Annotated in this window: 24 protein-coding genes; 14 read left to right on the forward strand and 10 right to left on the reverse strand. The window is 37.5% G+C overall.

The genetic code is table 11. The features are described 5' to 3' along the window. Positions 1–64: 64 nt before the first annotated feature. Both AC3WJF_RS04920 and AC3WJF_RS04925 read right to left on the reverse strand, forming a co-directional pair. Positions 65–1927 carry an ABC transporter ATP-binding protein gene (locus AC3WJF_RS04920; protein WP_492450009.1) on the reverse strand — a complete coding sequence of 621 codons (1863 nt, stop codon included), beginning with the start codon at positions 1925–1927 and terminating at the stop codon, positions 65–67. Then, positions 1927–3654 (reverse strand): ABC transporter ATP-binding protein, encoded by a 1728-nt coding sequence (locus AC3WJF_RS04925; protein ID WP_492450010.1) that lies wholly within the window; start codon positions 3652–3654, stop codon positions 1927–1929. The genes AC3WJF_RS04920 and AC3WJF_RS04925 overlap by 1 nt, the downstream gene beginning before the upstream one ends. A 165-nt stretch (positions 3655–3819) precedes the next feature. On the opposite strand from AC3WJF_RS04925, the gene AC3WJF_RS04930 reads away from it, so the two are divergent. Next, the gene (locus AC3WJF_RS04930) at positions 3820–4386 is read left to right on the forward strand and encodes a GNAT family N-acetyltransferase (RefSeq protein WP_492450011.1); all 567 of its coding nucleotides are present in this window, start codon (positions 3820–3822) and stop codon (positions 4384–4386) included. Positions 4387–4427: 41 nt separating this feature from the next. Here the strand turns inward: AC3WJF_RS04930 and AC3WJF_RS04935 are convergent, their stop codons facing one another. Further along, a complete protein-coding gene (locus tag AC3WJF_RS04935; protein WP_492450012.1) occupies positions 4428–6143 on the reverse strand; it encodes an ABC transporter ATP-binding protein in 1716 nt (571 codons plus the stop codon). 369 nt (positions 6144–6512) lie between these two features. Between AC3WJF_RS04935 and AC3WJF_RS04940 the strand changes: the two genes are divergently transcribed. From AC3WJF_RS04940 to pepT, 4 genes are all read left to right on the forward strand, one after another. Continuing rightward, positions 6513–6914, forward strand: coding sequence for a DoxX family protein (locus AC3WJF_RS04940; RefSeq protein WP_492450013.1), 402 nt, complete (start codon positions 6513–6515; stop codon positions 6912–6914). Positions 6915–7115: 201 nt separating this feature from the next. Beyond that, positions 7116–8354 carry an ATP-binding protein gene (locus AC3WJF_RS04945; protein ID WP_492450014.1) on the forward strand — a complete coding sequence of 413 codons (1239 nt, stop codon included), beginning with the start codon at positions 7116–7118 and terminating at the stop codon, positions 8352–8354. 361 nt (positions 8355–8715) lie between these two features. Further along, entirely contained in the window at positions 8716–10071 is a 1356-nt protein-coding gene (locus AC3WJF_RS04950) for an MATE family efflux transporter (RefSeq protein WP_492450015.1), read from the forward strand. A gap of 82 nt (positions 10072–10153) precedes the next feature. Continuing rightward, positions 10154–11386: a peptidase T gene (pepT, locus tag AC3WJF_RS04955; protein WP_492450016.1), complete on the forward strand. Its 1233-nt coding sequence runs from the start codon at positions 10154–10156 to the stop codon at positions 11384–11386. A gap of 25 nt (positions 11387–11411) precedes the next feature. Here pepT and AC3WJF_RS04960 read toward each other — a convergent pair whose 3' ends face one another. After that, on the reverse strand, positions 11412–11624 hold the full coding sequence (locus AC3WJF_RS04960) for a hypothetical protein (RefSeq protein WP_492450017.1): 213 nt from the start codon (positions 11622–11624) through the stop codon (positions 11412–11414). A gap of 93 nt (positions 11625–11717) precedes the next feature. Between AC3WJF_RS04960 and AC3WJF_RS04965 the strand changes: the two genes are divergently transcribed. From AC3WJF_RS04965 to AC3WJF_RS04995, 7 genes are all read left to right on the forward strand, one after another. Continuing rightward, on the forward strand, positions 11718–12047 hold the full coding sequence (locus tag AC3WJF_RS04965) for a PadR family transcriptional regulator (RefSeq protein ID WP_492450018.1): 330 nt from the start codon (positions 11718–11720) through the stop codon (positions 12045–12047). Then, a complete protein-coding gene (locus AC3WJF_RS04970; protein ID WP_492450019.1) occupies positions 12044–12454 on the forward strand; it encodes a permease prefix domain 1-containing protein in 411 nt (136 codons plus the stop codon). Before AC3WJF_RS04965 ends, AC3WJF_RS04970 begins: the two co-directional genes overlap by 4 nt. 677 nt (positions 12455–13131) lie before the next feature. Next, a complete protein-coding gene (desA, locus tag AC3WJF_RS04975; RefSeq protein ID WP_492450020.1) occupies positions 13132–14157 on the forward strand; it encodes a Delta(5) desaturase DesA in 1026 nt (341 codons plus the stop codon). A 121-nt stretch (positions 14158–14278) separates the two neighbouring features. After that, positions 14279–15586, forward strand: coding sequence for an alkaline phosphatase family protein (locus tag AC3WJF_RS04980; protein WP_492450021.1), 1308 nt, complete (start codon positions 14279–14281; stop codon positions 15584–15586). A gap of 76 nt (positions 15587–15662) precedes the next feature. Then, positions 15663–16940, forward strand: a complete 1278-nt coding sequence (locus tag AC3WJF_RS04985) for an MFS transporter (protein WP_492450022.1) — start codon at positions 15663–15665, stop codon at positions 16938–16940. A 90-nt stretch (positions 16941–17030) separates the two neighbouring features. Then, positions 17031–17153, forward strand: coding sequence for a DUF4023 family protein (locus AC3WJF_RS04990; protein ID WP_492450023.1), 123 nt, complete (start codon positions 17031–17033; stop codon positions 17151–17153). A gap of 373 nt (positions 17154–17526) precedes the next feature. Then, a complete protein-coding gene (locus AC3WJF_RS04995) occupies positions 17527–17895 on the forward strand; it encodes a VOC family protein (protein ID WP_492450024.1) in 369 nt (122 codons plus the stop codon). A gap of 68 nt (positions 17896–17963) precedes the next feature. Here the strand turns inward: AC3WJF_RS04995 and AC3WJF_RS05000 are convergent, their stop codons facing one another. The 3 genes from AC3WJF_RS05000 to AC3WJF_RS05010 form a co-directional block, all read right to left on the reverse strand. Continuing rightward, entirely contained in the window at positions 17964–18449 is a 486-nt protein-coding gene (locus AC3WJF_RS05000; RefSeq protein ID WP_492450025.1) for a PaaI family thioesterase, read from the reverse strand. 102 nt (positions 18450–18551) lie between these two features. Continuing rightward, positions 18552–19793 (reverse strand): MFS transporter, encoded by a 1242-nt coding sequence (locus AC3WJF_RS05005; RefSeq protein WP_492450026.1) that lies wholly within the window; start codon positions 19791–19793, stop codon positions 18552–18554. A 263-nt stretch (positions 19794–20056) separates the two neighbouring features. Further along, entirely contained in the window at positions 20057–20506 is a 450-nt protein-coding gene (locus tag AC3WJF_RS05010) for a CBS domain-containing protein (RefSeq protein WP_492450027.1), read from the reverse strand. A 330-nt stretch (positions 20507–20836) separates the two neighbouring features. Here AC3WJF_RS05010 and AC3WJF_RS05015 point away from each other — a divergent pair, with 330 nt between their 5' ends. Further along, positions 20837–21277, forward strand: a complete 441-nt coding sequence (locus AC3WJF_RS05015; RefSeq protein ID WP_492450028.1) for a MarR family winged helix-turn-helix transcriptional regulator — start codon at positions 20837–20839, stop codon at positions 21275–21277. A gap of 102 nt (positions 21278–21379) precedes the next feature. Here AC3WJF_RS05015 and AC3WJF_RS05020 read toward each other — a convergent pair whose 3' ends face one another. The 3 genes from AC3WJF_RS05020 to AC3WJF_RS05030 are packed head-to-tail and all read right to left on the reverse strand — an operon-like array spanning position 21380 to position 24639. Then, entirely contained in the window at positions 21380–21544 is a 165-nt protein-coding gene (locus AC3WJF_RS05020; protein WP_492450029.1) for a hypothetical protein, read from the reverse strand. Between the two features lie 9 nt (positions 21545–21553). Continuing rightward, complete coding sequence (locus AC3WJF_RS05025; RefSeq protein ID WP_492450030.1) at positions 21554–22987, reverse strand: aldehyde dehydrogenase family protein; 1434 nt, start codon at positions 22985–22987, stop codon at positions 21554–21556. Between the two features lie 17 nt (positions 22988–23004). Next, a complete protein-coding gene (locus tag AC3WJF_RS05030) occupies positions 23005–24639 on the reverse strand; it encodes an acetolactate synthase large subunit (RefSeq protein ID WP_492450031.1) in 1635 nt (544 codons plus the stop codon). Between the two features lie 285 nt (positions 24640–24924). Between AC3WJF_RS05030 and AC3WJF_RS05035 the strand changes: the two genes are divergently transcribed. Continuing rightward, a complete protein-coding gene (locus AC3WJF_RS05035) occupies positions 24925–26529 on the forward strand; it encodes an FMN-binding glutamate synthase family protein (RefSeq protein ID WP_492450032.1) in 1605 nt (534 codons plus the stop codon). Positions 26530–26582: the final 53 nt, after the last annotated feature.

Below are 26582 nucleotides of genomic sequence, written 5' to 3' on the forward strand. Positions count from 1 at the left end.
GAACTGGTGCCCGCTAACTACGGTAACCTTGTTCTAAACCAAAAAAGAACAAAATTTTATCTATTTAAGATTCAATCGCATTCTCAATATTTTTAAATTGATTAAAAAACATATTATAATATCTACCTTGCTTATCCAACAGCTTCTCATGGCTACCTTTTTCGATAATTTCCCCATGATCCACGACCATAATCGTATCCGCATCCCGAATCGTGTTCAAACGATGGGCGATGATGAAACTCGTTCTACCTTGCATAATATTTAATAATGCCTCTTGGATATGAAGCTCTGTTCGAGTATCAATACTGCTTGTTGCTTCATCTAAAATAAGCAGTGAAGGCTTTGATAAAATAACCCGGGCAATTGCTAGTAGCTGTCGTTGACCTTGACTTAGGTTGCCGCCATTCTCCAATAGCATCGTGTCATATTTCAATGGCAGCCTGTTAATGAACCGATCCGCATTCGCCATTGCAGCTGCTTTCTCCACTTCTTCATCTGTTGCATCTGGTTTTCCATACATAATATTTTCTCTAATCGTTCCCGAAAATAAATACGTATCCTGAAGAACAATACCAAAGCACCTTCTTAAGCTGTCTCTTGTATACTCCCTAATATCACGACCATCGATGTAAATACTGCCATTTGTCACATCATAAAATCGAGTTAAAAGATTCACAACAGTCGTTTTACCTGCTCCAGTTGGGCCTACTAATGCGGTGCTTGTGCCCACTTGAGATTCGAAGTTTATATTTTTTAAAATTGGTACATCCGGCCGGTAACCGAAGCTGACATCCTTAAATACAACATGACCTTTTGGATTTTTTAATTCGACTGCATTTGGCAAATCTTCCGGTTCTTCTTGTTCATCTAAAATTTCAAATACACGCTCCGCACCGGCGACGCCAGATTGTAGGACGTTAAAGATATTAGCTAAGTCGTTAAGCGGTCTAACAAATTGTCTGGAATAACTCAAGAAACTGGCTATTATCCCAACTGTAATTAAGCTTTTCACTGCTAATATCCCACCAACAATCGCAACTGCTGCAAATCCAATATTATTGATTACATTCATGATCGGCATTAAGAATCCCGAAAAAGTTTGTGCCTTCAAGCCAACCTTTCTTAACTCATTGTTGACTTCCTCGAATTCCTCAATAGCTTTTTCTTCATGGTTAAATGCCTTTACTACTTGTATGCCGGAAATTGTTTCTTCAATATGGCCGTTTAATTTTCCAAGCTGCACTTGCTGATTTTTAAACAAAACACTTGTCTTTTTCGCAATCGATCTAGTTAATAAATAAACTAAAGGTACTGTAATTAGACTGGCTAATGTCAATATTGGACTTAGGATAAGCATCATAATCAGGGAACCTAAAATGACAATGGATCCAGACATTAATTGTGTTGTGGACTGTGAAATCGTGTTGCTTACATTATCAATATCGTTCGAGAGTCTGCTCATTAATTCTCCGTGAGTACGTTTATCGAAAAACGCTACCGGGAGCTTTTGTAATTTCTCAAATAAGGATTTCCTTAAGCTTTTTACAATTCGCTGTGATACACCAGCCATTAACCAGCTTTGTAAAAAAGTAAGGGCGCCATCCGCAATATAGGCTATTAAAAGAACGAATATCATAATCTCCAGTAGTCCGAAATTAACTTTTCCACCTTTAATTGACATCGCATCAATCGATTTTCCAAGTAGATATGGTGCAGACAGTGTAAGAACAGAATCAAGGATGATAAATAGAAAGACAATCGATAGTAGCTTTTTTTCCTTTCCGATGTAAAACCATATTCTTTTCAGCGTTCCTTTAAAGTTCTTTGGTTTTACAACCGGTGCTCCTCTTCCAGGCCGAAAGTTTCCTCCTGGTCTAAGCGGCGGCGCAGTTTGCCCGCCTCTATTTTCATTTCTTTCTTGAGACATTAGCGCACCTCCTTGCCGACTTGCGATTGGAAGATTTCTTGATAGACTCTACATGTTTTCATTAATTCCTCATGGTTGCCGATTCCGACAACTTCCCCATTGTCTAAGACGATAATTTTATCAGCATCCATAATCGAGGTAATTCTTTGTGCGATTAGTAGACATGTTAAGCCGTTCGCATATTTTTTCAAAGACTCCTTAATTCTAGCCTCCGTCGCTACGTCTACAGCACTTGTACTATCGTCTAAAATAAGGATCTCTGGATTCTTAACCAATGCCCTTGCAATCGAAACTCGTTGTTTTTGACCGCCAGAGAAATTAACTCCTCCTTGACCTAAACGAGTATTGTATCCTTCTGGTGAAGCGGAAATAAAGTCATGTGCACCAGCCATTGTAGCTGATTTCTCAATTTCTTCAATGGTTGCATCATCTTTTCCCCAACGAATATTTTCCGCTACTGTACCTGTAAAGAGCGTTGTTTTTTGTGGGATAATTGCGATTTTCTCTCTTAATTTTTTTGGATCTATATTTCGAATGTCTTCTCCGTCTACTTTTATACATCCGGAAGTTGTTTCATAGAAGCGCGGGATTAGCCCTACCAGACTGCTTTTCCCCGAACCTGTTGAGCCAATAATTCCCACTGTTTCTCCAGGTAAGCATGTAAGATTAATATTTTTCAATACAGGGTCACCAGATGCACCTTTATAGGAAAAAGAAACATTTTCAAAGTCAATTCTCCCCTTGATGTTGGGATTTCCAACAGCCCCTTCTTTCCACGTTACTTCATTTTCCTCAACGAAGACTTCTCCAATACGGCCGGCTGATGCACGTGCTCTTACAAACATATTAAATACCATGGAAATCGTCATTAAGGAAAAAAGGATTTGCGTCATATAATTGATAAACGCAATAACGTGACCAATTTGAATATGGCCTGATTCTACACCATTTCCACCTATCCAAAGCACCGCAATAATCCCGAAATTGACTGTCAGCATAATCGCGGGGCTAAAAACAGACATTAGCCTTGTTGCGGAAATGGATTTAGCTTGAAACTCCTCATTAGCTACATCAAATTTTGTAACTTCATAATCAAAACGGTTAAATGCCTTCACAACTCGCACACCGGATAAATATTCCCGCATTACCCTATTCACCTTGTCCAGCGCTTTTTGCACTCGAATAAATAATGGGTAGCCAAGCTTCATGTTCATCACGATTAATATCGCTACCATTGGTACAACTACAGCCAAAACAACAGCTAAATGCAAGTTAAGGCGAGCAGCCATAATAAGGCCGCCGACACAAAGAATTGGTGCTTTAGCGAATATTCTCATCAATCCGTTCATAAACACTTGTACTTGTGTGACATCGTTCGTTAACCTAGTGATTAAGGAAGCCCTGTCAAACTTATCAATTTTTTCAAACGTTAAACTCTGAATTTTTTTGAATAAATCTGATCTAAGCTCCGCCCCAAAGTTTTGTGAGACGATACTTGCTGCGATATTTCGAGTGGAAGCAGCTATTGCCCCCAACCCTGTAATCAAAAGCATAAGTCCCCCTTTTTGCAGAACATAGCTTAAATCTTTATTGGCCACTCCAACATCGATTATTTTTGACATAATAGTTGGCTGCATGAGGTCACATATTGCTTCAAAAGTTACAAACATAACCGCTACACTAAAAGGCAGCCAGTATTTCTTTGAATATTTCTTCAAGAAGCTCATTGTAGTATCCATCCTTGGCTCTATTTATTTCGTAAAACGAATCTACTATTAACAAGATACTACCCATTTTCGAAATAGTCACTACTTTTTTCGCTTCCCTAAATATTTTTTAGAGGATTTTATTGGATTATGCTCGAATAGACTTCTAACGAGGTGAAAAAATCGATGAATACATCATTGGAGCTTTCGGATATTCCGGTTATCGAAACGGAGAATTATTACTTGCGGGGGGCCACATTAGAAGATGCTAGGTCCATGTTTCCATTTATGAGCGACCCCGAAACCATGAAATATATTACCTCCCATCCGGTAATAACAGTGGAGGAATTAGAAACAAATATTGTAAGGAAGCTAGAAAACTTTAAGAAGAAAAAGGAAATTCCGTGGGTTATCGTTCATAAGCAAGACGATCAAGTCATCGGCATGTTCCGATTTCACCAATTACATACATGGCACCAAAAAACGGAAATGGGTGTGGTTATTCATAAGGATTATCAACAAAAAGGAGTCATGACAGAAATTCTACCCAAAATTTTAGCTTTTGGATTTGATAAGCTTCGGTTAAATCGAATTGTCGGTGATATTTTTGCGGATAATCAAGGTTCGAAAAAGTTAATGGAGAAGTTCGGCTTTCATAAGGATGGGGTTCTTCGCCAGACCGATTTTGACGGAGAACGGTTTTATGATACCGTGGTTTATTCTATGTTGAAATCGGAATATAAGGGTGTGTGATGACTGCATTAATAAAGGACTGACCAAGTCAGTCCTTCTTCTTATCTTTGGTATTGAACACGATGAAGTCTCGCAAAAATTCCGTCCTTTTCCAATAATTCATCATGCTTTCCTTCTTCCGCTATACCTGTTTCGTTCACAACTACAATACGGTCTGCATTGCGAATGGTTGCTAAGCGGTGTGCAATAATCAAGGTAGTTCGGTCTTTCGCAAGCTCCGTCAAGGCATTTTGAATAATCATTTCAGTTTCTGTATCTAATGCGGAGGTTGCTTCATCCAAAATTAATATTGGTGGATTTTTCAGGAACATCCGAGCAATGGCAATCCTTTGTTTCTGCCCACCTGAAAGCTTCAACCCTCTTTCCCCAATTTGCGTTTCATATCCAAATGGCAGAGAATCGATAAAATCCTCGAGATGAGCACGTCTGGCTGCTTCCGCTATGTCTTCCTCTGTAGCATGAAGATTACCGTACGCAATATTTTCTCTTAATGTCCCTGTAAAAAGAAAGACATCCTGTTGAACAATCCCTATTTGCGATCTTAGGGAGTTTTTTGTCATTTGCCGAATATCTATTCCATCGATGGTAATGCTTCCTCCATCAACATCATAGAACCTCGGAATCAAGGAGCAAATGGTTGTTTTACCAGCACCAGAAGGACCTACAAATGCTATTGTTTCTCCTGACTTAATTTTTAAGCTAACCCTTTCTAAGACGGATTTATGCTCATCATAACTGAACGTAACATTATGAAATTGAATATTCCCTTTAAGAAAAGGAACCTCTACAGCATCATCAACATCCACCACATCTGGTGCTGTATCAATGAGCTCAGTAAATCGTTTAAAACCTGCCATTCCTTTTGGGTATAACTCCATTAATGCACTTATTTTATCAATCGGTTTAAAAAGTACATTTATATAGAGTACAAACCCGACAAGTTCTCCGTTTGTTAGTTGATCGTTAAAGCATAGCCATGCTCCGTAAATCAAAACAGCAAGTGTAATAAAGCGGGTCATCATATAGATTCCTGAACTACTGAAGGACATGACCTTATAGCCGCCAAGCTTAGCTGCCCGAAACTTACGATTATTCGTTGTAAACCTTTTAATCTCGTAACCTTCATTCGTAAAAGATTGAACAACTCTTACCCCGGACACACTATCCTCAACTCGGGCATTCACATCAGCAATATCACTGTACATCTGCTTCCATGCACGATTCATTTTCAAATTACAAACAATAATTAGCCAAATTAAAAAAGGAACAATCACAACGGCAAGAAGTGCAAGCTTTACATTAACCGTAAGCATGATAATGAAGGCACCGAAAAACGTCATCACAGCAATGAATAAATCCTCCGGCCCGTGATGAGCCAGTTCTCCAATATCAAATAAATCATTCGTAATACGACTCATAATATGGCCTGTTTTCGTATTATCAAAAAATCGGAAGGATTGCTTTTGGACATGCTGGAACAATTGCTGGCGCATATCCGTTTCAATATTAATCCCAAGCTTATGGCCCCAATAATTCACAATGTACTGTAAAAATGTACTAATCATATAAATACATAATAATCCAATGCTAACCGTCACAATGGTGGACCAATTTTTGGTCGGCAATAGGGAATCAATAAACCATTGAACCGCGAGCGGAAAAGCTAATTCTAGGATTGCCACCACAACCGCACTGCTGAAGTCCATCATAAATAGTTTTTTATGTGGAATATAGTAAGAAAAGAAACGTCGAATCATAAGAAACTCCTTATCTAAAAATATAATTCCGATTATATGGTTAATAAGTCTTTTTATCAAGAAAATTGTTACATTATTTAGAAAAAAAGAGGGATGCAACCGTTAATATAGGCCCATATGTTGTAGTATTTCTATATGTAATGGAAGTTCTCGTTGCACTAACAGGAAGGCATCCCGTTTCTAAAATTCCAGAATCAGTTAGCTTGTAGACCAAAAGCACCCTTCATCGGTGTTCTTTTATTACCATAATTTTAAGCCATTCTTACTATAGGGATAAAATGGTAATAGGTATAAAATATTTACATAAGCTCATAATAAGTTTATCTATGCGTACAGTTACGATTCACTTTTGCGAGAGTAGGGATACAAATGTTAGCAGACCTTGGACTTTTAATTATCCGGGTTGTCATTGGTCTTACCTTTATCGGACATGGTTCACAAAAACTATTTGGATGGTTCGGGGGTGGTGGCCCAAGCAAAACAGGAGATTGGCTTGAATCAATCGGAATACGTCCTGGCGGTAAAATATGGGCCATTCTTGCAGGATTGTTCGAGTTTATTGGGGGATTACTTTTTGGTGCCGGTGTATTTACTCCAATAGGTGCCGGTTTAATCGTTATTATTATGATTGATGCCATTTTTTCCGTCCATATTAAAAATGGATATTGGATTGATCAAAACGGATATGAATATTGCTTTGTATTGATTGCTGTAGTGATAAGTGTAGCGATGATTGGTCCAGGTAAATATGTATTATTTAGCCCTTACTAATTACATAAGAGTATTAATGAAACCCAAATGGTAGTGGTCTAATATTTCATTAGGTCCTTCCCTTTGGTTTTTTATTTTTACAGCAATAGTTAATATAGCGCCAACTTTATTTAATCTTATTAGGAAATAAAAAATCCGTTGTGCTATGACAAGGATTTGGTATAATTCCTCTATAGATGAAAATTTTGGGGGTCACCAAATTTGAGAGATTTCATAGAATGTTTATTCTTACATTTTTTTATTTTGATGATCATCCCACTGGTTAATAATATCATCTATAAGAGTAAGAAGATACTTCATAAAAAAATCATCATGACTGCCATTCTTTTATCTGCATTATTTCTTACACTTATCTTCCCCATTGTTTTTCCAAATGGCGTACAATTTGATATGAAATTCATCCCAGTTTATATTTCTTATTTCTATATAAGCCCTTTGGCCGGTTTTCTATCAATATTAGAAATTATTATTTTCAAAGGATTTACAGAACAAAATCTAGTATGGCTTGAAATGATTAATTACACTATAATGCTCCTTATCTTTTATGGTGCAGGAAAGCTTTATAAAAAACTTACTTTAAAGCAAAAATTATATATTCCTATTATTATCTATTTACTAATTCTTGGCACCCGAACGCTTTACTTTCTAAAAGAAGGCGATTCCCACTATATAGTATATCTTGTATTATTTGTTGTTGTGTCATGGTTGGCACTGGCATCTATTATTTACATAATTGAAATGAATGTAGTTCATTTGTCTATGCTGGAAAAATTACAATATGCCGATAAATTAAATGCTATTAATCAGCTTGCTGCCTCGGTAGCACATGAAATCCGAAACCCTATGACAACTATTCGCGGGTTTTTGCAAATAATGAAGGATGAAAAAAACCTTACACTAGATCAAAGCTCCTTTATTTCTATTTCCCTATCTGAACTTGATCGTACGCATAACATCATTAATGATTTCTTAGCCTTGGCAAAGCCATTGAATAAGGAAGTGGAACGAATTAATGTTACAAGCCAATTGTATGCAATTATTGACTTTATGATTCCATTTGCCGTTTTGTCCAATGTGGAAATTACCTGTGAAATTAATAAAAACTTATGGATAAACGGGAATCAAAATGAATTTAAGCAATTAATTATCAATCTTTTTAAAAATGGAATTGAAGCTATGCCATCCGGAGGCATTTTATCCGTAACAACCTCTTTATCTAAAAATACTGTTGCCATTTCTATCAAAGACCATGGTATAGGGATGTCAAAACAACAAATTAAACTGTTAGGTCAACCCTATTATTCCACCAAAACAAAAGGAACCGGTCTAGGACTCTTAATTTCGTTCGATATCATTAAGAGGATGAACGGAAAATATGAAATCGAGAGCCAGGAGCAGAAAGGTACATGCTTTACCCTTACATTTAATGAAGCAAACTGACAATAAATATTGATTATGATGATTGAGCAAGTTTGTGATACTTGCTTATTTTTTTATGTATTGGTCAAATTATTTCAATTATTTGGGTCCAAAAACAAATTTCGTGCGCAGAAGAAATTTCTAATATCTTTCTCATAAACATAGGGTTAAAATGGAATTTGTATTTATTAAAGGCTCCTTTCTTAAACATTGTTGCTTTTGTAGATTAAAAACCTAAAAAACATCTTTTTTTCGGGTTAAGAAATTATAAACTTTTTAAGAAAAGATGCCCCGAAACTAAACCTACATTAGGATATATAACAATTTACGAGAAGCAACTCTTTATAAGAAAACAACCTTATTATATGAAGGGGATATTTTCTTGGACACAAATACGAATAATTATCAGGAACAAACACTTTTTAATATATCGTGGCCGCTTTTCATCGAACTCGCTCTCCATATGGGGATGGGGATTATTGCCACTCTAATGCTGGGTCATTATTCCGATGATGCGGCGGCTGGAGTTGGTGTCGCCAATCAATTGCTGAATATGTTTATTTTAATTTTCACCGTTACTTCCGTTGGTGCCACTATTTTAATTGGACAGAAGCTTGGAGCAGGCGAATTTAAACATGCCAGACAGCTTGCTCGTTCTGCATTTGGACTAAATTTTTGGTTCGGGGTTGCTATTTCCCTTTTTATTACCCTTTTTGGCAAACAGCTTTTAAGCTTATTTGATATCCATGGAGATGTTCTTCGTTACAGTCTTACCTTTGTTCATATTTGTGGGATTTCACTCTTTCTTGAATCAATCTCTCTCGCACTAAGTGCTGTTCTTCGTAGTCATGGGCACACAAAGGAATCCATGATTGTGACGATTATCATGGATATTATTAGTGTCGGTGGAAATGTAATTGCCATTTCCGGCATCTTCGGCCTTCCAATCACAGGTGTAACAGGTGTTTCTTGGGCAATGGTCGTGGCACGTGTTTTCAGTGTCACTGCTCTATTATTTATGGTCTACCAGCGACTTGCATTAAAAATGAAAATAAGTGATATTTTCAAACTAAAAAAAGAGGATATTCGCGGGCTGATGTCCATAGGAATACCATCAGCAGGTGAAAACCTTTCCTATCAATTTTCACAGCTAATCATTACAGGTTTTATTGCAACGATCGGCGTTTCCGCCTTAGCAGCAAGAGTTTATATATTAAATATTAACATGGTTTGTTATTTGTTTACGCTTGCAATTGCACAAGGGACCCAGTTACTCGTCGCTCGTTATATAGGTGGAAAACAGTATGACCGGGCATTACATCGCGGCATCCGCACGCTCAAGATTTCGATGTGTGCTTCCTTTATCACATCACTCATTATTGCTTTAGTAGGCGCTCCTATTTTAAAGATATTTACACACGACCCACATATCATCGCTATTGGACTACCGGTATTATGGGCTATTGTCTTTATCGAGCCAGGTAGAGCCATGAATATTGTATTAATGAACTCCCTCAAATCGGCTGGAGATGTTCGCTTCCCAGTAGTTATTGGAATTATTTCGATGTGGGGAGTTGCTGTTTTTCTCAGTTATGTACTTGGAATTCATTTTGGACTTGGTCTATTAGGTGTTTGGCTAGCCCAAGGTGCTGATGAATGGCTACGTGGTTGTTTCGCCCTTAAGCGATGGATGAAAAAACCATGGGAACGAATATCAAAAGTAAAAATAAGTGCGTAGAATTTTTTAGACTCCCCTCTCTTAAAACGTGTGGGAGTCTTTTTTTAGTGGTATTATAAGTATAAAAAAGGAGTTGAGATTCATGAAAAATGAAATCATTGAAAGATTTACATCCTATGTAAAAGTCGACACTCAATCAAATGAAGATAGCAATACATGTCCTTCAACACCTGGTCAGTGGACACTTCTTAACATGCTTGTAGATGAATTAAAATCTATTGGCATGGAAGAAGTAACAATAGACGAGAATGGATATGTGATGGCAACCCTTCCTTCCAATACGGATAAGGATGTACCAACGATTGGATTTCTTGCTCACGTTGACACTGCCACTGACTTTACAGGCACAGACGTAAAACCACAAATCGTGGAAAACTATGATGGAAGCGATATTGTATTGAATGAAGCCTTACATATTGTGTTATCTCCTAAAGACTTCCCAAGCCTTGAACAATACAAAGGGCACACATTAGTAACAACAGATGGTACCACCTTACTTGGTGCAGATAACAAAGCTGGCATTACTGAAATCATGACTGCAATGGCTTATTTGATCAAACATCCAGAAATTAAGCATGGAAAAATAAGAGTTGCCTTTACTCCTGATGAGGAAATTGGCAGAGGGCCTCATAAATTTGATGTCCCTGCATTTAATGCAAAATTTGCTTATACAGTCGATGGCGGTCCACTTGGCGAATTAGAATATGAAAGCTTTAACGCTGCTGGAGCAAAAATCACTATAAAAGGTAACAATATTCACCCTGGATCTGCAAAGGGCAAAATGGTTAACTCCGTTAAAATTGCAATGGAATTACAAAGTCTGCTACCGACTGAGGAAGCCCCTGAATATACAGATGGCTATGAAGGCTTCTACCATCTTCTCTCGATTAACGGTGATGTGGAACAAACGAAGCTTGCTTATATTATTAGAGATCATGACAGAGAAAAATTCAATGCGAAGAAAGCTAATCTCGAAAAAATCGTTCATGAATTACAAGACAAATACGGCAAAGACAACATCATTCTAGAAATGAACGATCAGTACTACAACATGAAGGAAAAAATCGAGCCGGTGAAGGAAATCGTCGATATCGCTTATCAAGCAATGAAGAACTTGGATATCGAGCCAATAATCGCCCCAATTCGTGGCGGTACAGACGGTTCTCAGTTATCATACATGGGACTACCAACTCCAAACATCTTTACAGGTGGAGAAAACTTCCACGGCAAATTCGAATATATTTCTGTAGATAATATGGTAAAAGCAACAACCGTTGTGATTGAAATTGCAAAATTGTTTGAGGAAAGAGCATAAATATGATGAAATGAACGAATCCGAGTTATTTCGGGTTCGTTTTTTTATGATAGATGCAAAATTTTGCTTTTTTCCACCATTTCATTTCCACATTATACGGGATTTCCCCAGCAAAACTACGCATAAATTTTTCTGCAAAAAATAATTCAGGCACTTCTTGCAATAATTCAGGCATATCCCTCAATATTTCAGGCACTTTGGCAAATAATTCAGGCGTTCCGCACAATAATTCAGGCAAAACAAATAAATTTCAAAAATTACTTTGACAGATAGAGTAATTTAAGCTAATATTACTCTATCAGATAGAATAATCATTATGGAAGGTGAATCCATGATTAGAAGTGATATTATCCGCGGGCATTTAGATTCGATTATTCTGCGATTGATACTGGAAAAGGATCAATATGGATATGAAATTTCGAAGCAAATTAGCATGCGGACAGATAATCGGTTCCAAATAAAAGAAGCTACCCTCTATGCAGTCTTTCAAAGGCTGGAGAAAAAGGAACTGATTGAATCCTATTTTGGGGAAATTTCTCATGGTGGTAAAAGAAAATACTACAGAATCACTACCTTGGGGAAAGCATACTTAAAGGAAACCGTAAAAGAATGGAAAGAAACAAAAGAAATAATTGATCTATTTATGGAGGAATTAGAATGAAGAAGATTAAAAACCATGTAGATGACTTATTTAAAAATGTTCCAGATAGTGAACAAAAGGAACAAATTAAGCAAGAGATTGTAGAAAATCTCGAAGAAAAAGTCTTTGATTTAATGGGACAAGGAAAAGAAGAAGAGGATGCAATTAATAAAGCAATTGTCGATTTTGGAGATATTGATGAGATAGAAAAGGAACTTGGAGTAAAACTGCCTGCACCTGGGAAGAAAAACATGTCAAAAATAGATTTAGGCTTTTCCATTTGGGGCAGCACCTTAATCATTGCATTAGTAGTGTTTATTAATTTTTACTACACCCCTCACATTATTTGGTTCGTATATCCAACCTTTGGTGTATTATGGTGGCCGCTATGCATGTTCTACAGATGGCTACGTATACGTCATAAATAAAGGAGGATTTCTATGCATAAATATGATCTGATTTTTGCCTCCGTAGGTAGTCTTATAAGCATACTGTTCTTTATTCTTGTAAATTACTTAACTAGTCCTAGCCATATTTGGTTTATCTATCCTGTCTTTTTTCTCCTTTTATGGCCGGTTAGTGTCTACTTTATAAAAAAAAGGGAGTATAAAATTCATTCTCTCTGTATCAGTATTATCATAATCTTGTACCTGTTTATAACAAATTATCTATACTCCCCTAGTCATCCTTGGGCTTTGTACGCATTCTACCCAATCATTTGGTGGCCAATTATGGTGATATTTGAAGATGCTAGAAAAACAGTTTCCTTAGGTCTCATAGGGAGTTTCATGACTATAGTGTATTATTCCATTTTGAACATGGTTATTTCGCCCGGCTATCCTTGGGCAATATACCCTTCTTTTATAGTATTATGGTGGCCTTTGGCTTTATATCATGCAAAATCTAATAAATTTTCCCAATTTTCAATCATATCAAGCGTGTTTATAAGCGCATTTTTTATCATTGTGAACATGGTATCTTCCCCAAACGAGATTTGGGCTGTGTACCCCATTTTTGCAGTATTATGGTGGCCATTAAGCATGTATTATTACTATTTTAAAAGAAAAGAATCGATCCGTTAAATTCAGAACGAGGTGAAGGTACAATGGAAAAACAGTCCAAAAATAGTATTCGCGAGTGGAAAGAAAAATTAAAATCATTTGAAAAACCACGTATCTCAGCTAGTGTAAGGCAGCTTATTAATTCCGTAGGTCCATTTTTACTATTATGGGTTTTAGCTTACTTTAGTCTTCGAGTCTCCTTTTGGCTAACATTATTATGTGTGATACCTGCTGCGGGATTTTTAGTAAGGACATTTATTATTTTCCATGATTGTACACACCATTCTTTTTTCAAAAGCAGAAAAGCCAATAAAATTGTCGGTATGATTACGGGGCTTCTTACATTTTGTTCCTATGAACAGTGGAAAAATGAACATAATCTCCACCATGCAACAAACGGAAATTTAGAAAAACGCGGTGATGGCGATATTTGGACGTTAACTTTGCAGGAATATGCCCAGGCTTCTTGGATCAAACGATTATTATACCGGACATATAGAAATCCAATTGTCATGTTTATATTTGGACCGTTATATATTTTCTTAATTTCTTATCGATTTAATAGAAAGAATGCAACAAAAAAAGAAAAAAGACATGTTTGGATGACAAATATTATATTAACTTCCATTGTATTATTATTAGGATTCACCCTTGGATGGAAGGCATTTCTTCTAGTTGAATTACCGCTCTTCTATATTGCTGCATTTTCAGGAGTCTGGTTATTTTATGTCCAGCATCAATTTGAAGATGGTTATTTTGAAAACAGCGATAACTGGAACTATGTTGAAGCAGCATTACAGGGAAGTTCTTACTATAAACTCCCAAAAATATTACAATGGTTTTCCGGCAATATTGGGTATCATCATGTCCATCACTTAAATTCCCGTGTACCAAATTATCAACTAGAAAAGGCACATAAAAGTGATAAGCGTCTTCAAGAAGTTCCTACCTTAACACTTTGGACTAGCTTAAAATCCCTTACTTTTAAACTTTGGGATGAAAAGTCGAAAAAATTCATAGGAAATCGGGAAATCCACCATTTTATTCGAAATTATCAACAATCTTTGTGACAGGTATGCGGAAGCTACCTGTCTTTTTTTTATTCATTTTTAGAGTGCAAAAATAAACATTCCTAAATTCTAAATTTTCCATTATATTTAATAATATACAGCTCACCCCAGGGAGGTCGTTATGAAACGCCTAACAGACCATTTAATCGTCATTTCATTTGATTGTTTATCTTCTTTAGATTTCCCTATTATTCAGGAGCTTCCTCATTTTCAAGAGCTTTTGGACAATAAGTCTTATTGTAAAAATGTAAAAACGATTTATCCATCCGTTACATACCCATGCCATGCGACGATTGTAACCGGAAAATTCCCTAATAGGCATGGTGTAATTAATAACACCCTTCTGCAGCCCGGGAATCCCTCTCCGGATTGGTATTGGTTCCGGCGCTATGTAAGAGGAACTACCCTTTATGATGAGGCAAAAAAAGCCAAGATGACTACGGCGGCATTGCTATGGCCCGTTACCGCCAAAGCAAATATTGATTACAACATGCCGGAGATTTTTGCAAATCGGCCTTGGCAAAATCAAATAGCGGTCTCTTTATTAAGTGGCAGCGCTTTTTTCCAATTAGATATGAATCGCCGATTCGGGCATATCCGAAAGGGACTAAGTCAGCCTGAGCTAGATGACTTTGTGTTAGAATCAACCGTTCAGACTATACACTCGAAAAAACCTAACCTATTACTTGTCCATTTTACAGATCTAGATACACAGCGTCATTACCATGGCTTCTCATCTGAACAGGCACTTGCAGCACTGCGGCGACACGATAACCGTCTTGGGCGGATCATCCAAGCTTTGAAACAGAGCGGAATATATGAAAACTCCACCATAATTGCATTGGGTGACCATAGTGCCTTAGATGAATCCAAAGCGATTAAGTTAAATGTATTACTTCAACAACATGGCCTTATAAATGTTAATAAACGCGGAAAAGTAGTGGATTGGAAGGCATATTGTAAGAGCTGTGATGGATCCGCCTATCTTTACGTGAAAAGGGAAGATGATCAGGAAACAAAGTCCGCCTTACATAGCATCTTAAACAACTTACTAATAGACGAAAAAAACGGAATTGAAAAAGTCTTATCCAAAGAAGAAATCCGTATGAAAGGTGCTGATGCCAACGCATTCGTTATGCTTGAGGCACAAAGAGACTTTTACTTTACTGAAGGGTTATCCGGGAAATACATCGATACCATTACTGCTGAAGATGTAAGCAGTAAGAAATATACGGTAGCTTCACACGGTTACTCTCCAGACAAAAAGAATTATACAACGATTCTTATTGCCTCTGGAAAGGGTATCCGTTCAAACGAAATAATCCCTTACATGCATCTAGTTGATGAGGGTCCCACCTTTGCCAGGTTGCTAGGATTAGATCTTGGTGATACCGATGGAAAAGCTATAAAGGAATTATTAACAATATGAAGATAATGTATAAGTCATATTAATTTTCCGAATCAAGCAAACATTCCATATACAATATATTCAAAAGGGGGCTATGATGATGAAACGGTATACGAAGGAAGAAAGTAGCTGGATATTTTATGATTGGGCTAAATCCGCATACTATATTATTATCTCCACAGCGGTATTTCCACTTTTTTATAAAGCTGCTGCTACAAAAGCCGGAATAAGCGCCGCCAACTCTACTGCCTATTTAGGCTATACTATTGCGATAGCAACGTGCATAATAGCATTGCTTGGTCCCATTCTTGGCACTATCGCAGACTATCAAGGATTTAAAAAGCGTTTTTTTGCTTTCTTTTTTACAATTGGTGTTTCCTTTACAGCTATACTTGCCTTTATTCCAAGTGATCAATGGTTGCTATTATTAATTACTTATTCGGTTGCTGCAATAGGTGCTTCGGGTTCTAGTGTGTTTTATGATGCTTTTATAGTGGATGTTACGACGGAAAAAAGGATGAATAAGGTCTCAGCGATGGGCTTTGGATTCGGATACATCGGCAGTACGATTCCTTTTATCATCAGTATCGCAATAATCATCTTAGCTCAAAAAGAAATTTTGCCTATTCCAGTAACCGTTGCAAGCAAAATAGCATTCCTTATTACCGCCATATGGTGGGCAACTTTCACGATTCCTTTGTTTCGAAATGTCTTTCAGCGCTATTATATTGAACGCGAACCAAATCCTGTTGTGAATAGTTTTAAAAGACTAGGGAAAACCTTTAAGGAAATCCGTAAGTTTCGCTCGTTATTTCTATTCCTTCTTGCTTACTTTTTCTATATTGACGGGGTTGGAACGGTCATCACGATGTCGACGGCATATGGAACAGACCTAGGAATCAACTCTACTAATCTTTTGATTATTTTATTTGTTACTCAAATAGTTGCGGCACCATTTGCAATTCTATATGGAAAATTAGCTGAGAAATTTTCGGGGAAAAAGATGCTGTTTGTCGGTATTTTTGTTTATATGATTGTTTGTTCATATGCCTATTTCATGAAGACAACCTTAGATTTTTGGATATTGGCAATGCTAGTTGCTTCCTCTCAAGGCGGAATTCAAGCATTAAGCCGTTCCTATTTTGCAAAGCTTGTTCCGAAAGAAAATTCCAATGAGTTTTTTGGTTTTTACAATATCTTTGGTAATTTTGCTTCTATTATGGGCCCTTTGTTGTTAGGTGTAACTGCTCAAATAACTGGGAAAACAAATAGTGGAGTATTTAGTCTTGTTATTTTGTTCATCATTGGTGCCGCTATTCTTATAAAAGTACCAAATGAAAAGAATGAAATTGTCGTAAGCAAGAAAATTGTTTAGATCTTTTCGAGATGCCAAGTTTTTTATGTATTATTTCTCTCTTGAATGGAAAAATTAACAACCGAAGTTCAATTTCAAGGAGGAAATAACTTGGAGAACACACATGAATTTGTAGAAAAGCTTCATGATACACAAAAAAAGGAGCAAGAAAATAAAAAGAAACAAGGCAAGGGGCACCCAGACAAACAACTGCCAAATAACCAACATAATTAAGAAAAGTAGAAGCGCCTCAGCGCTGGCGTACGGATTTCGTAGTCTTCGACTGAGATAAAGGAAACACAGTGAGGTAGTTCACGAGCTATTGAAATTGGTAATTCAAATTTCACCTGATGTTGACTTATCGTAGGGAGGAGACGGAGAAATCCGCTAGCCGATAGGCGCTGGAGCTAGACAAAGACTGGACTTATTAGATAATCCACTTGATGGAAATATTACCACTTTATCATTTTTTTAAACAAGGCCATGATTTTTTAATCATGGTTTTTTATTTATCCGAATAAAGATACCCGAATTTTTCGAAATATATGTATAATAGTCGTTAATGAATACTAATTTAAATATGAAAATCATTAAGGAGTGATACATAATGGCAATTGAAAAGATTGGGCAAATAGGAATTACGGCAAAAATTTTTGAGAGAGCAGTTCAATTTTATCAGGATGTATTAGAATTACCGCTATTATTTAATACAGGTTCACTTGCATTTTTTGATTGTAATGGTGTTAGGCTGTTGATAAGCCTTCCTGAAAAAGAAGAGTTTGCACATGCAAGTTCCATTATTTATTATCAGGTTAAAAATATTAAAGAACAATATAACCAATTAATCGAAAAAGGCGTAAAATTTATCGATGAGCCTCATATTGTTGCTAAAATAGGGCAAGTGGAAACATGGATGGTGTTTTTCAAGGATACAGAGGGTAATACTCTAGGTTTGATGAGTGAAGTAGAAGTTTAATAGAATGAAAAACGGTGTCCCTTGAGTACTAATGGGACACCTTCATTTTATGATTATTTATACCTAGTTTAATCTTTTTTAAGAAAAGTACTAGGCATCACTACCGCCACAACTTCCCCGCGGGCACAAAGCGTGTCACCAGCGTACACCTCTGCATCTACCTTCCACTTTTTAGGGTGAATCTCTTCGACTTTTCCAACTGCTTTCAATGGAATGCCATGTGGAGTTGGTTTCATAAAATCCACCTTTAAAGCAGCTGTTACAAAGCGTGGTGGCTCTGATCCATCACCAGGTTCATGGCCATTTTTTCGGTGTAATGCCAATGATGCAGAACCAGTTCCATGGCAATCAATAAACGAAGCAATTAAACCGCCATAAACAAAGCCTGGGAGTGCTGTATGTTCCTCACGTGGGGTGTAAATAGTCAGTGTTTGTTCCCCTTGCCAACCTGTTCGAAAATGATGCCCTTCCTCATTGAGGCGGCCGCAACCATAGCACCATGCAAAATCATCTGGATAATCATCTTGGATAGCTTTTTCCACTAATTCTTCCATTTATATCCCTCCCCTTTTCAGAATAGTATAACATATACAAGTGATATACAAAAAAATGACTGAATAAGGAAAAAGCTTATTCAGTCATTTTTTTCAATATAATTAATGGCCAGCTCCAACATGATCAACGTGATGAACATGTCTAGTATTTGCCCAGATAAACACTACGGAAACTAGAACAAAGCCTGCTCCTACTATAAAAGGAACATGTGGATTATATATCTCTGCTAATTTTCCCGCTAAATAAGGTGCAATTGCCCCCCCTAAGAATCGCAAGAAACTATATGCAGCAGAGGCTGTTGATCGTTCAACATTTGTTGCATTCATAACAGCAGTAGTAATTAATGTGTTGTTATTACCTAGTAATGCTCCTGCAAAAATAACAGCTGCAATAACTACCCATTGTGTTGATGTCCAAATACCCATAACTAAAAGAACTACTGCAAATAAGAACAACATCAAGCACATTGATTTTACTGTTCCGAAGAGCTGCTGGAGTTTAGGTGCCATAAACACGGATGTAATTGCAAGTAAGATACCCCAACCTAAGAAAACAAACCCTAATCCATGTTCATCTAATCCCATAACAAATGGTGCATAAGCCAATAAGGTGAAAAAGCCAAAGTTGTATAGAGCTGCTGCAATACCGAAAACTAAAAGAGATCGGTGCTTTAAAGCTCGGAATGGATCAAGTAAAGATGTTCTATTTTTAGCTTGCGATTGATTATTTGTAGTTTGCTTTGGCATTAGTGATATAAGTCCAAAAAATGCAATGACCATTAAGGAAGCAACGCCCAAAAATGGACCTCTCCATGACATTCCTCCTAGCCATCCTCCTAGTAATGGTCCTACGGAAATTCCAAGACCTATTGCGGCTTCATATAAAATAATCGCCTTTGCTGTCCCACTATTAGAAAGGGATACAATAGCCGCTAAGGCAGTGGCAACAAACAATGCATTTCCAAGACCCCAGCCGCCTCGCAATCCAACGAGTGCCCAAATATTATTAGATAATCCACCTAATAATGAAAATACCGCAATAATAACAATACCTATTAATAATGTCCATTTAATTCCAAGTCGAGAGGAGATAGAACCGGTAATAAGCATAGCAACCGCCATAACCGCATTATAGCTAGTAAAAAGTAAAGTTACTTGGCTTTCCGTTGCCTGCATATTTTTAGCAATTGCCGGCAAGATCGGATCAACTAGACCAAGTCCCATGAATGCAATAATACAAGCAAAGAATACCGCCCATACCGCCTTAGGTTGGTTCAGTAACCCAGGCTCCCCTGGAAGGGAAGCGCTGCTGGCAGATACAGTTTTTTGTGATATTGATGGCATTTTAAAAACTCCTATTCTGTTGTTATTTTCCTTTTGTATGATGTGAATTTGTCGATTAACAATATGAATCTAATATAATTGCAAACTAAAATATTAAGGCCGTTTTCGCATAAATTGTTGTTATTCGAATCAGTATGGAAGACCGTACCAATATTGGTGTCGTGGCATCTTTTCTACATCAAAACTAAATTTCACGGCAAAAAATCATATTGATATTCTAATTTTCCTTCCGAAAGCAACAAAGATTACGAAAAGAGCCATTATTAAAGAACTGATTTAAATGTATTTCGAATGACATCTCCACGACTAATTATTCCAACTAGCACACCATTACGCTCTACTGGAAGCTTTTTAATTTTCTTCTTCCCTAAAATCGCTGCAATCTTTTCTATCTCTTCATTCCAGTCGACTTTTATTACCTTGTTTTTTGAAATCTTCATGACATTTAGGTCCAGTATTTTCTTGGCCCTTTCTTCAAACTCATCACCTTTTATCACATTTACATAATAAAAGGAATCAACCACAATATCCGTGTTCTTCCCAATATATCGCATGATGTCTCCATCACTGATATAACCAACGATTTCATTTCTATCGTTTACCACCGGAAGACCACTTATACCGTGTTCAATAAATTTTTCAATTACGGAACGGACGGTATCATTTTCCTTTACCTTATAAACTTGATTAATCATAATTTCATGTGCTTGCATGGTTAGTCCCCCCTTCATCCTTTTATAAATCTCTCACCCTTCGTATTTAATTGTATCATACAACCTTATAATTGTATAATACAATTATTTTTCCAATTGTCAATATACCTCACGATCTTTTTGTTATGGCTTTTTCGCGTTAAATGTTGCTTTTCGTCATTTGTTACAAAACCGAAGTAGGCTAGGTTTCGTTCATTTTTATCCCAGACAAAGTTGTAACAAAGAGTTTGCGATTCAAAATCAACGAAGTATAAGAAAAGAGCCTTTATTGTACTAATTTGACAAATATATAAGAGAAGTTATCCTATTCATAGGTAGTAAAAACGTGAGGTGGTAAGTTTGAGTGAGCATTCTTTAGAAACGATACAATTTGAATTAGCAACCTTAGTTCGTTACATTACATCTGTTTCTTCGGATAAAAGAATCAGTGATCTGGACCGATCTGGTTACCTTTTATTACATAATATATCCTTTCGTGGCTCGGCAGGTGTGAAGACATTAGCAGCTGAGTACCACTTAGATATTTCCACTGTAAGCAGACAAGCTGCATCTCTAGAATCTAAAGGCTATGTATACAAAATTCCTGATCCTTTGGATAAGAGAGCTTACTTTTATGAAATAACGGAACGCGGTAAAGAAGAATTAGAAAAATATAGAGCGGAAAAAGTAAAAAAACTAAAAAAGATACTAAGTAACTGGTCTGATGAAGATCGACAACAATTTGGAGAGCTGTTGAGAAAATTTAATTTTGCTTTTGGTGATAAAGCATAGAATTTTATTGTCTAGCTTAAGTCTTCCCTTATTTTTCAATCAAAAATAGGGGAAGACTTTATTTTTCATCTAGTAATTAAAGGTATGTAGCACTTATTTATTTTAATCTGCACGGAATAGTTGGTGAACTGCACAATTTATGGATTGAACCGCACGAACCATGATGTGAACTGCACGAAATTCACATCGAACTGCACGATTTAGGCCTTTATACCCACCGCCGTCCTCTAGGTATACACCAAAAAAGGTGCCAAATCCATTTGACACCTTACTTTGTTATTCATCCCCAACTTTAAAGCTAATAAATTTTTGCTCCATCATTTCATCCATTGCATATTTAACGCCTTCTCTCCCTACACCACTATCTTTCCAGCCACCATATGGCATATTATCAATCCGGTACGTCGGAATATCGTTGACGATAACACCGCCCGTTTCAAGTCGCTCAGCAGCGTAAAATGCCCGTTCCAGACTAGGTGTGATAATTCCAGAATTTAACCCATAACGTGAATCATTTGCATCGTTAATGGCATCATCTAGCGTATCAAATGGAAAGATACAAACGACAGGACCAAAAATTTCGAACCGAAATACCTTCGATTCACGATTTACATTCGTTAATACAGTTGGTGTTAATACATTCCCCTCTACCTTCCCTCCGCACTCAATCTTCGCACCTTCCCCAATAGCCTCATCAATCCAGCTTTTGATCCGCTCTAAAGATTTTTTGTTAATCACCGCCGTAATATTCGTTTTTTCTTCGAATGGGGAACCAATGACAAGCTGCTTTGTTCGAGTAACAAATCTTTCTAAAAATTGTTCGTAAAGTGATTTATGAACATAAATACGTTGAATCGAAATACAAATTTGCCCATTATAAGAAAACGCCCCTTGTACACTACGGTCAATCACTTTGTCTATATCTACTCCTTCATCAATAATGAAAGGAGAATTGGAGCCGAGCTCGAGCGTTAGCTTACGAAAGCCGGCTTGCTGCTGAATAATATGTCCGACCTCTACACTTCCTGTAAAAGTAACCTTCTTCACATGGGGATGTGTCGTTAACACTTCACTTAACACATCTCCTTTCCCAGGAATAATATTTAAAACACCATCTGGAAGACCAGCTTCTTTAAAAACCTCTGCTAAAAACAAAGAACATAACGGTGTTTGTTCAGCCGGCTTTAACACAATGGAGTTTCCTGCAGCTATGGCAGGACCTACTTTATGGGCAACAAGATTAAATGGAAAATTAAATGGAGTAATGGCAGTGACAACCCCAATTGGGCTTCGAACCGTGAAACCGAAACGTTTTTCACCACCTTCTGCTGCGTCCATTGGAATTTTCTCACCATAATTACTTTTCGCTGCTTCAGCTGCAAAACGATAGGTTTGAACGGTTCGACTAACTTCCTCCCTCGCATTTCTTATCGATTTAGCCGCTTCCGCTGCCATGATTTTTGCACATTCCTCACTACGCTCTTCCATAATCGTAGCAACACCTGCTAAAATTTTCGCACGGGCATGCGCAGGGAAATGACGAAACTTTTGAAATGCCGCATGCGCCTCGACAACTGCTTCTACAGCATCTTCCGGTCCAGCTTGCCCTATCTCGGCAATTTCTTCTTCCGTGTGTGGGTTATACAAAGGTTCATATTTTTTCGCTTCTCTCCACTTACCACCAATCCATAGCTGCCACTTTTTCTTCATTTCATCGTTCCTCCTATCTATAATTTACAAATATAATCACCTAATGTTTTCGAAAGCTTAACATTTTCGGAGTAATCAACATCGACATCAATGAGAACAATATCCTTGCTGTTAAGCGCATCTTTCAATGCAGGCAAAAGTTCATCAGAATGCTTCACTCTTACACCTTTAGCCCCAAAGCTTTCGGCAAATTCTATAAAATCAGGATCCTTAAATTGAATATCATTTGACCGATTATATTTATTTAATTGCTTCCACTCAATTAACCCAAACTTGGAATCATGGAATATAACGACGACAAAAGCTAGACCTAATCGCTTGGCTGTTGCTATTTCCACCCCATTCATCAAAAATCCCCCGTCGCCAGTAACCGCAATTACCGGCTTATCTGGGTGGACAAGCTTGGCAGCAATTGCACCTGGAACTGCAATCCCCATTGATGCCCATCCATTTGAAATAATCGTTTGGTTCGGATGTTCTGGCTGATACATACGGGCAATCCATACTTTGTGTGCTCCAACATCCGAAATCACAATGGCTTTACCTTTTTCAGCCTCTTTGATATCTGCAATAATTCTTTGCGGTTTAACCGGGCTTCCCGAAACCAAGTCATTCTCATGCAGTTTTTCGTCTAGTTGGGATTTCAATTTTTTCACATCCGGCCAAAGTTCTTTCTTCTCCACATGTGGGCTTAGATGGTCCAGTGCTTTTCCAACATTTCCAACTAACTCAGCTGCAAGCGGATAATATTCATCGACTTCTGCAGGAAGACTATCGATGTGAACAATCGGATTCATCGCTTCATCATTCCAATATTTTGGCAAATACTCTACGAAGTCATATCCCACCGTTATAATAAGATCTGCTAGATTGAACCCGCACAAAACATAATCCTTTGCCTGCATTCCAACTGTATAAAGAGTAAGTGGATGATCGGAGGGCAAAATCCCTTTTGACATAAACGTATTAACAACTGGAATATTTTTATCTTCCGCAAATTTACGTAAGCTTTGCGTAGCATTATCACGAATAACGCCATTGCCTACCAGAATGATTGGTCTTTTGGCATTATTAATAATTTCCACAGCCTTCTTCATTTCTTCCTCATCAGGGCATGAAATCGGGATAGGTGTTACCTGTAATGGTTTCCCCTCCGTATCCTCCATTGCAATATCTTCTGGAAGCTCAATATGTACCGCACCTGGTTTTTCAGAAACAGCCATCTTAAAGGCTTTTCTTATAATTTCTGGAATGGTTTTCGGAACTCGGATTTGTTGATTCCATTTTGTTACTTCTTGAAACACGCCAATAATGTCCACATATTGATGGGATTCCTTATGAATTCGATCGAGTCCTGCTTGTCCAGTAATTGCCACAACTGGAGAGCGGTCCAAATAAGCATCACCAATCCCTGTTAATAAATTTGTCGCACCTGGGCCAAGTGTTGCAAGGCACACCCCTGGTTTCCCTGTTAATCGACCATATACATCCGCCATGAATGCAGCTGCTTGTTCATGGTGAACTAAAACAAATTCAATATTGGAGCCAATTAGCGAGTCTATTAAATCCGTATTTTCCTCCCCGGGAATGCCAAATATATACTCTACTCCCTCATTCTCCAAACATTTTACAAATAAGTCGGATGCCTTCAAGAACAGATTCCCTCCTTAAGTTAGTTTTGAAATGAATTTATTGTTCTATACCCTAAAAAGGCGATTGATAGTGCTATCTGCTTGTAATAGTTTTCCGATGAAAATGGAATTTATGTATAAATTGGCGGTAATACCGTCATTTGTATAAATTTGTACATGTCCGCCTATATTAATTCATAGGGAATTTTTATGAGATAAAAATTCATAAGTTTTGTATCAACTAATTACTTCACTCGTTCGTAAGCAGAACTAAGGCGCTTGCGCTTTTCTAATAGGAGGAAAACCATGTATTTTGCAGCAAACCTACTTGTCGTAATTGGATTCATTATTTTGGCACTTGTGCTCTTAACACTGATTATTTTTCTCGTCTATTTATTTGTGTTTGATCGAAATCAAAAAATGCATTCAATATTACGAAATTATCCAGCACTTGGAAGAGTTCGCTATTTTTTTGAAAAAATCGGCCCTGAAATGCGTCAATATTGGTTTAATAGCGATACAGAAGGAAAGCCTTTTTCAAGGGACGATTATGAACATATTGTAAGAAGTGCGAAATATAAGCGTGATGTAATTGGCTTTGGCTCCAAACGTGATTTTGAAAGTGATGGGTACTATGTCCGTAATGATATGTTTCCAAAGCTAACCGAGGAGTTAAAAGTCGACAAAGAAACGATGGCGTTAACTCAAAGATACTTACTCATAAAGGATCCGCTGTTTGCCCAAAGAGAGGAAAAGATTGAGGAGGATGTCTCATCCGCTTATTTACTTCATGACGATGACGCAGTTATCATTGGTCCCAATAGAAAATATCCATTCGTACTCAAAGGGCTGATAGGCATGTCCGCTATGAGTTATGGTGCATTGGGGAAAAATGCGATTACCGCATTATCGAAAGGATTAGGGATCGCAAAAGGAACTTGGATGAATACAGGTGAAGGCGGCTTATCTCCTTATCATTTAGAAGGTGGAGTGGATATTATTATGCAGATCGGCCCTGCACTATTTGGAATCCGTAATAGAGAGGGAGACGTTGATTGGGACGAGTTAAAAAGAAAAAGTGAAATTCCGCAAATAAAAGCGTTTGAGATTAAACTTGCTCAAGGTGCAAAAGCACGGGGTGGCCATATCGATGCGGAAAAGGTTAATCCGGAAATTGCAGAAATCAGGAAAGTGGAAGCTTATAAATCAGTGGATAGCCCGAACCGTTTCCATCAGTTTAGCGATGTCCCTTCGATGTGTGAATTCATCGAAAAAATTCGCGATGCAACCGGAAAACCAGTTGGTTTAAAGATGGTTGTTGGCGGTAATGATAGTGCGGAAGAATTAGCAAAGTATATGAGAGAAACTGGTAATGGACCAGATTTTATAACGATAGATGGTGGAGAAGGCGGAACAGGGGCTTCCTACCAAGAATTAATGGATAGTGTTGGATTGCCAATAAGATCCGGGCTCCCTATTCTTGTATCTACCTTGAAAAAATACGGTGTCCGCGATCGAGTTAAAATCATTGCTTCAGGGAAGATGTTCACCCCAGACCGAATTGCAATTGCTTTGGCAATGGGTGCAGATCTTGTGAATATCGCACGTGGATTCATGATATCAGTTGGGTGCATCCAAACGTTAAAATGTCAATCTAATACATGCCCAGTAGGGGTTGCTACGACAGATCCTGAATTACAAAAGGCGCTTGTCATAGACGAAAAAAAGTACAGAGTTGCAAATTATCTTATAACATTGCGCAAAGGGCTATTTCGAATTTCAGCAGCAGCAGGACTGGAATCTCCTGTTCACTTTTCGCCAAAAAACATTATGTATAAAGATGATAAGGGTGTTGTTTATTCATTGGAAAGTATTTTGAATGATATACAAAAGCAAATAGACGTAAGTTAATCCATAAATAGAACAGTGGCTGGAGAAAATTTTTCCAGCCAACTGTTCTTTCT

The organism is Heyndrickxia sp. FW510-T9, from assembly GCF_058781025.1.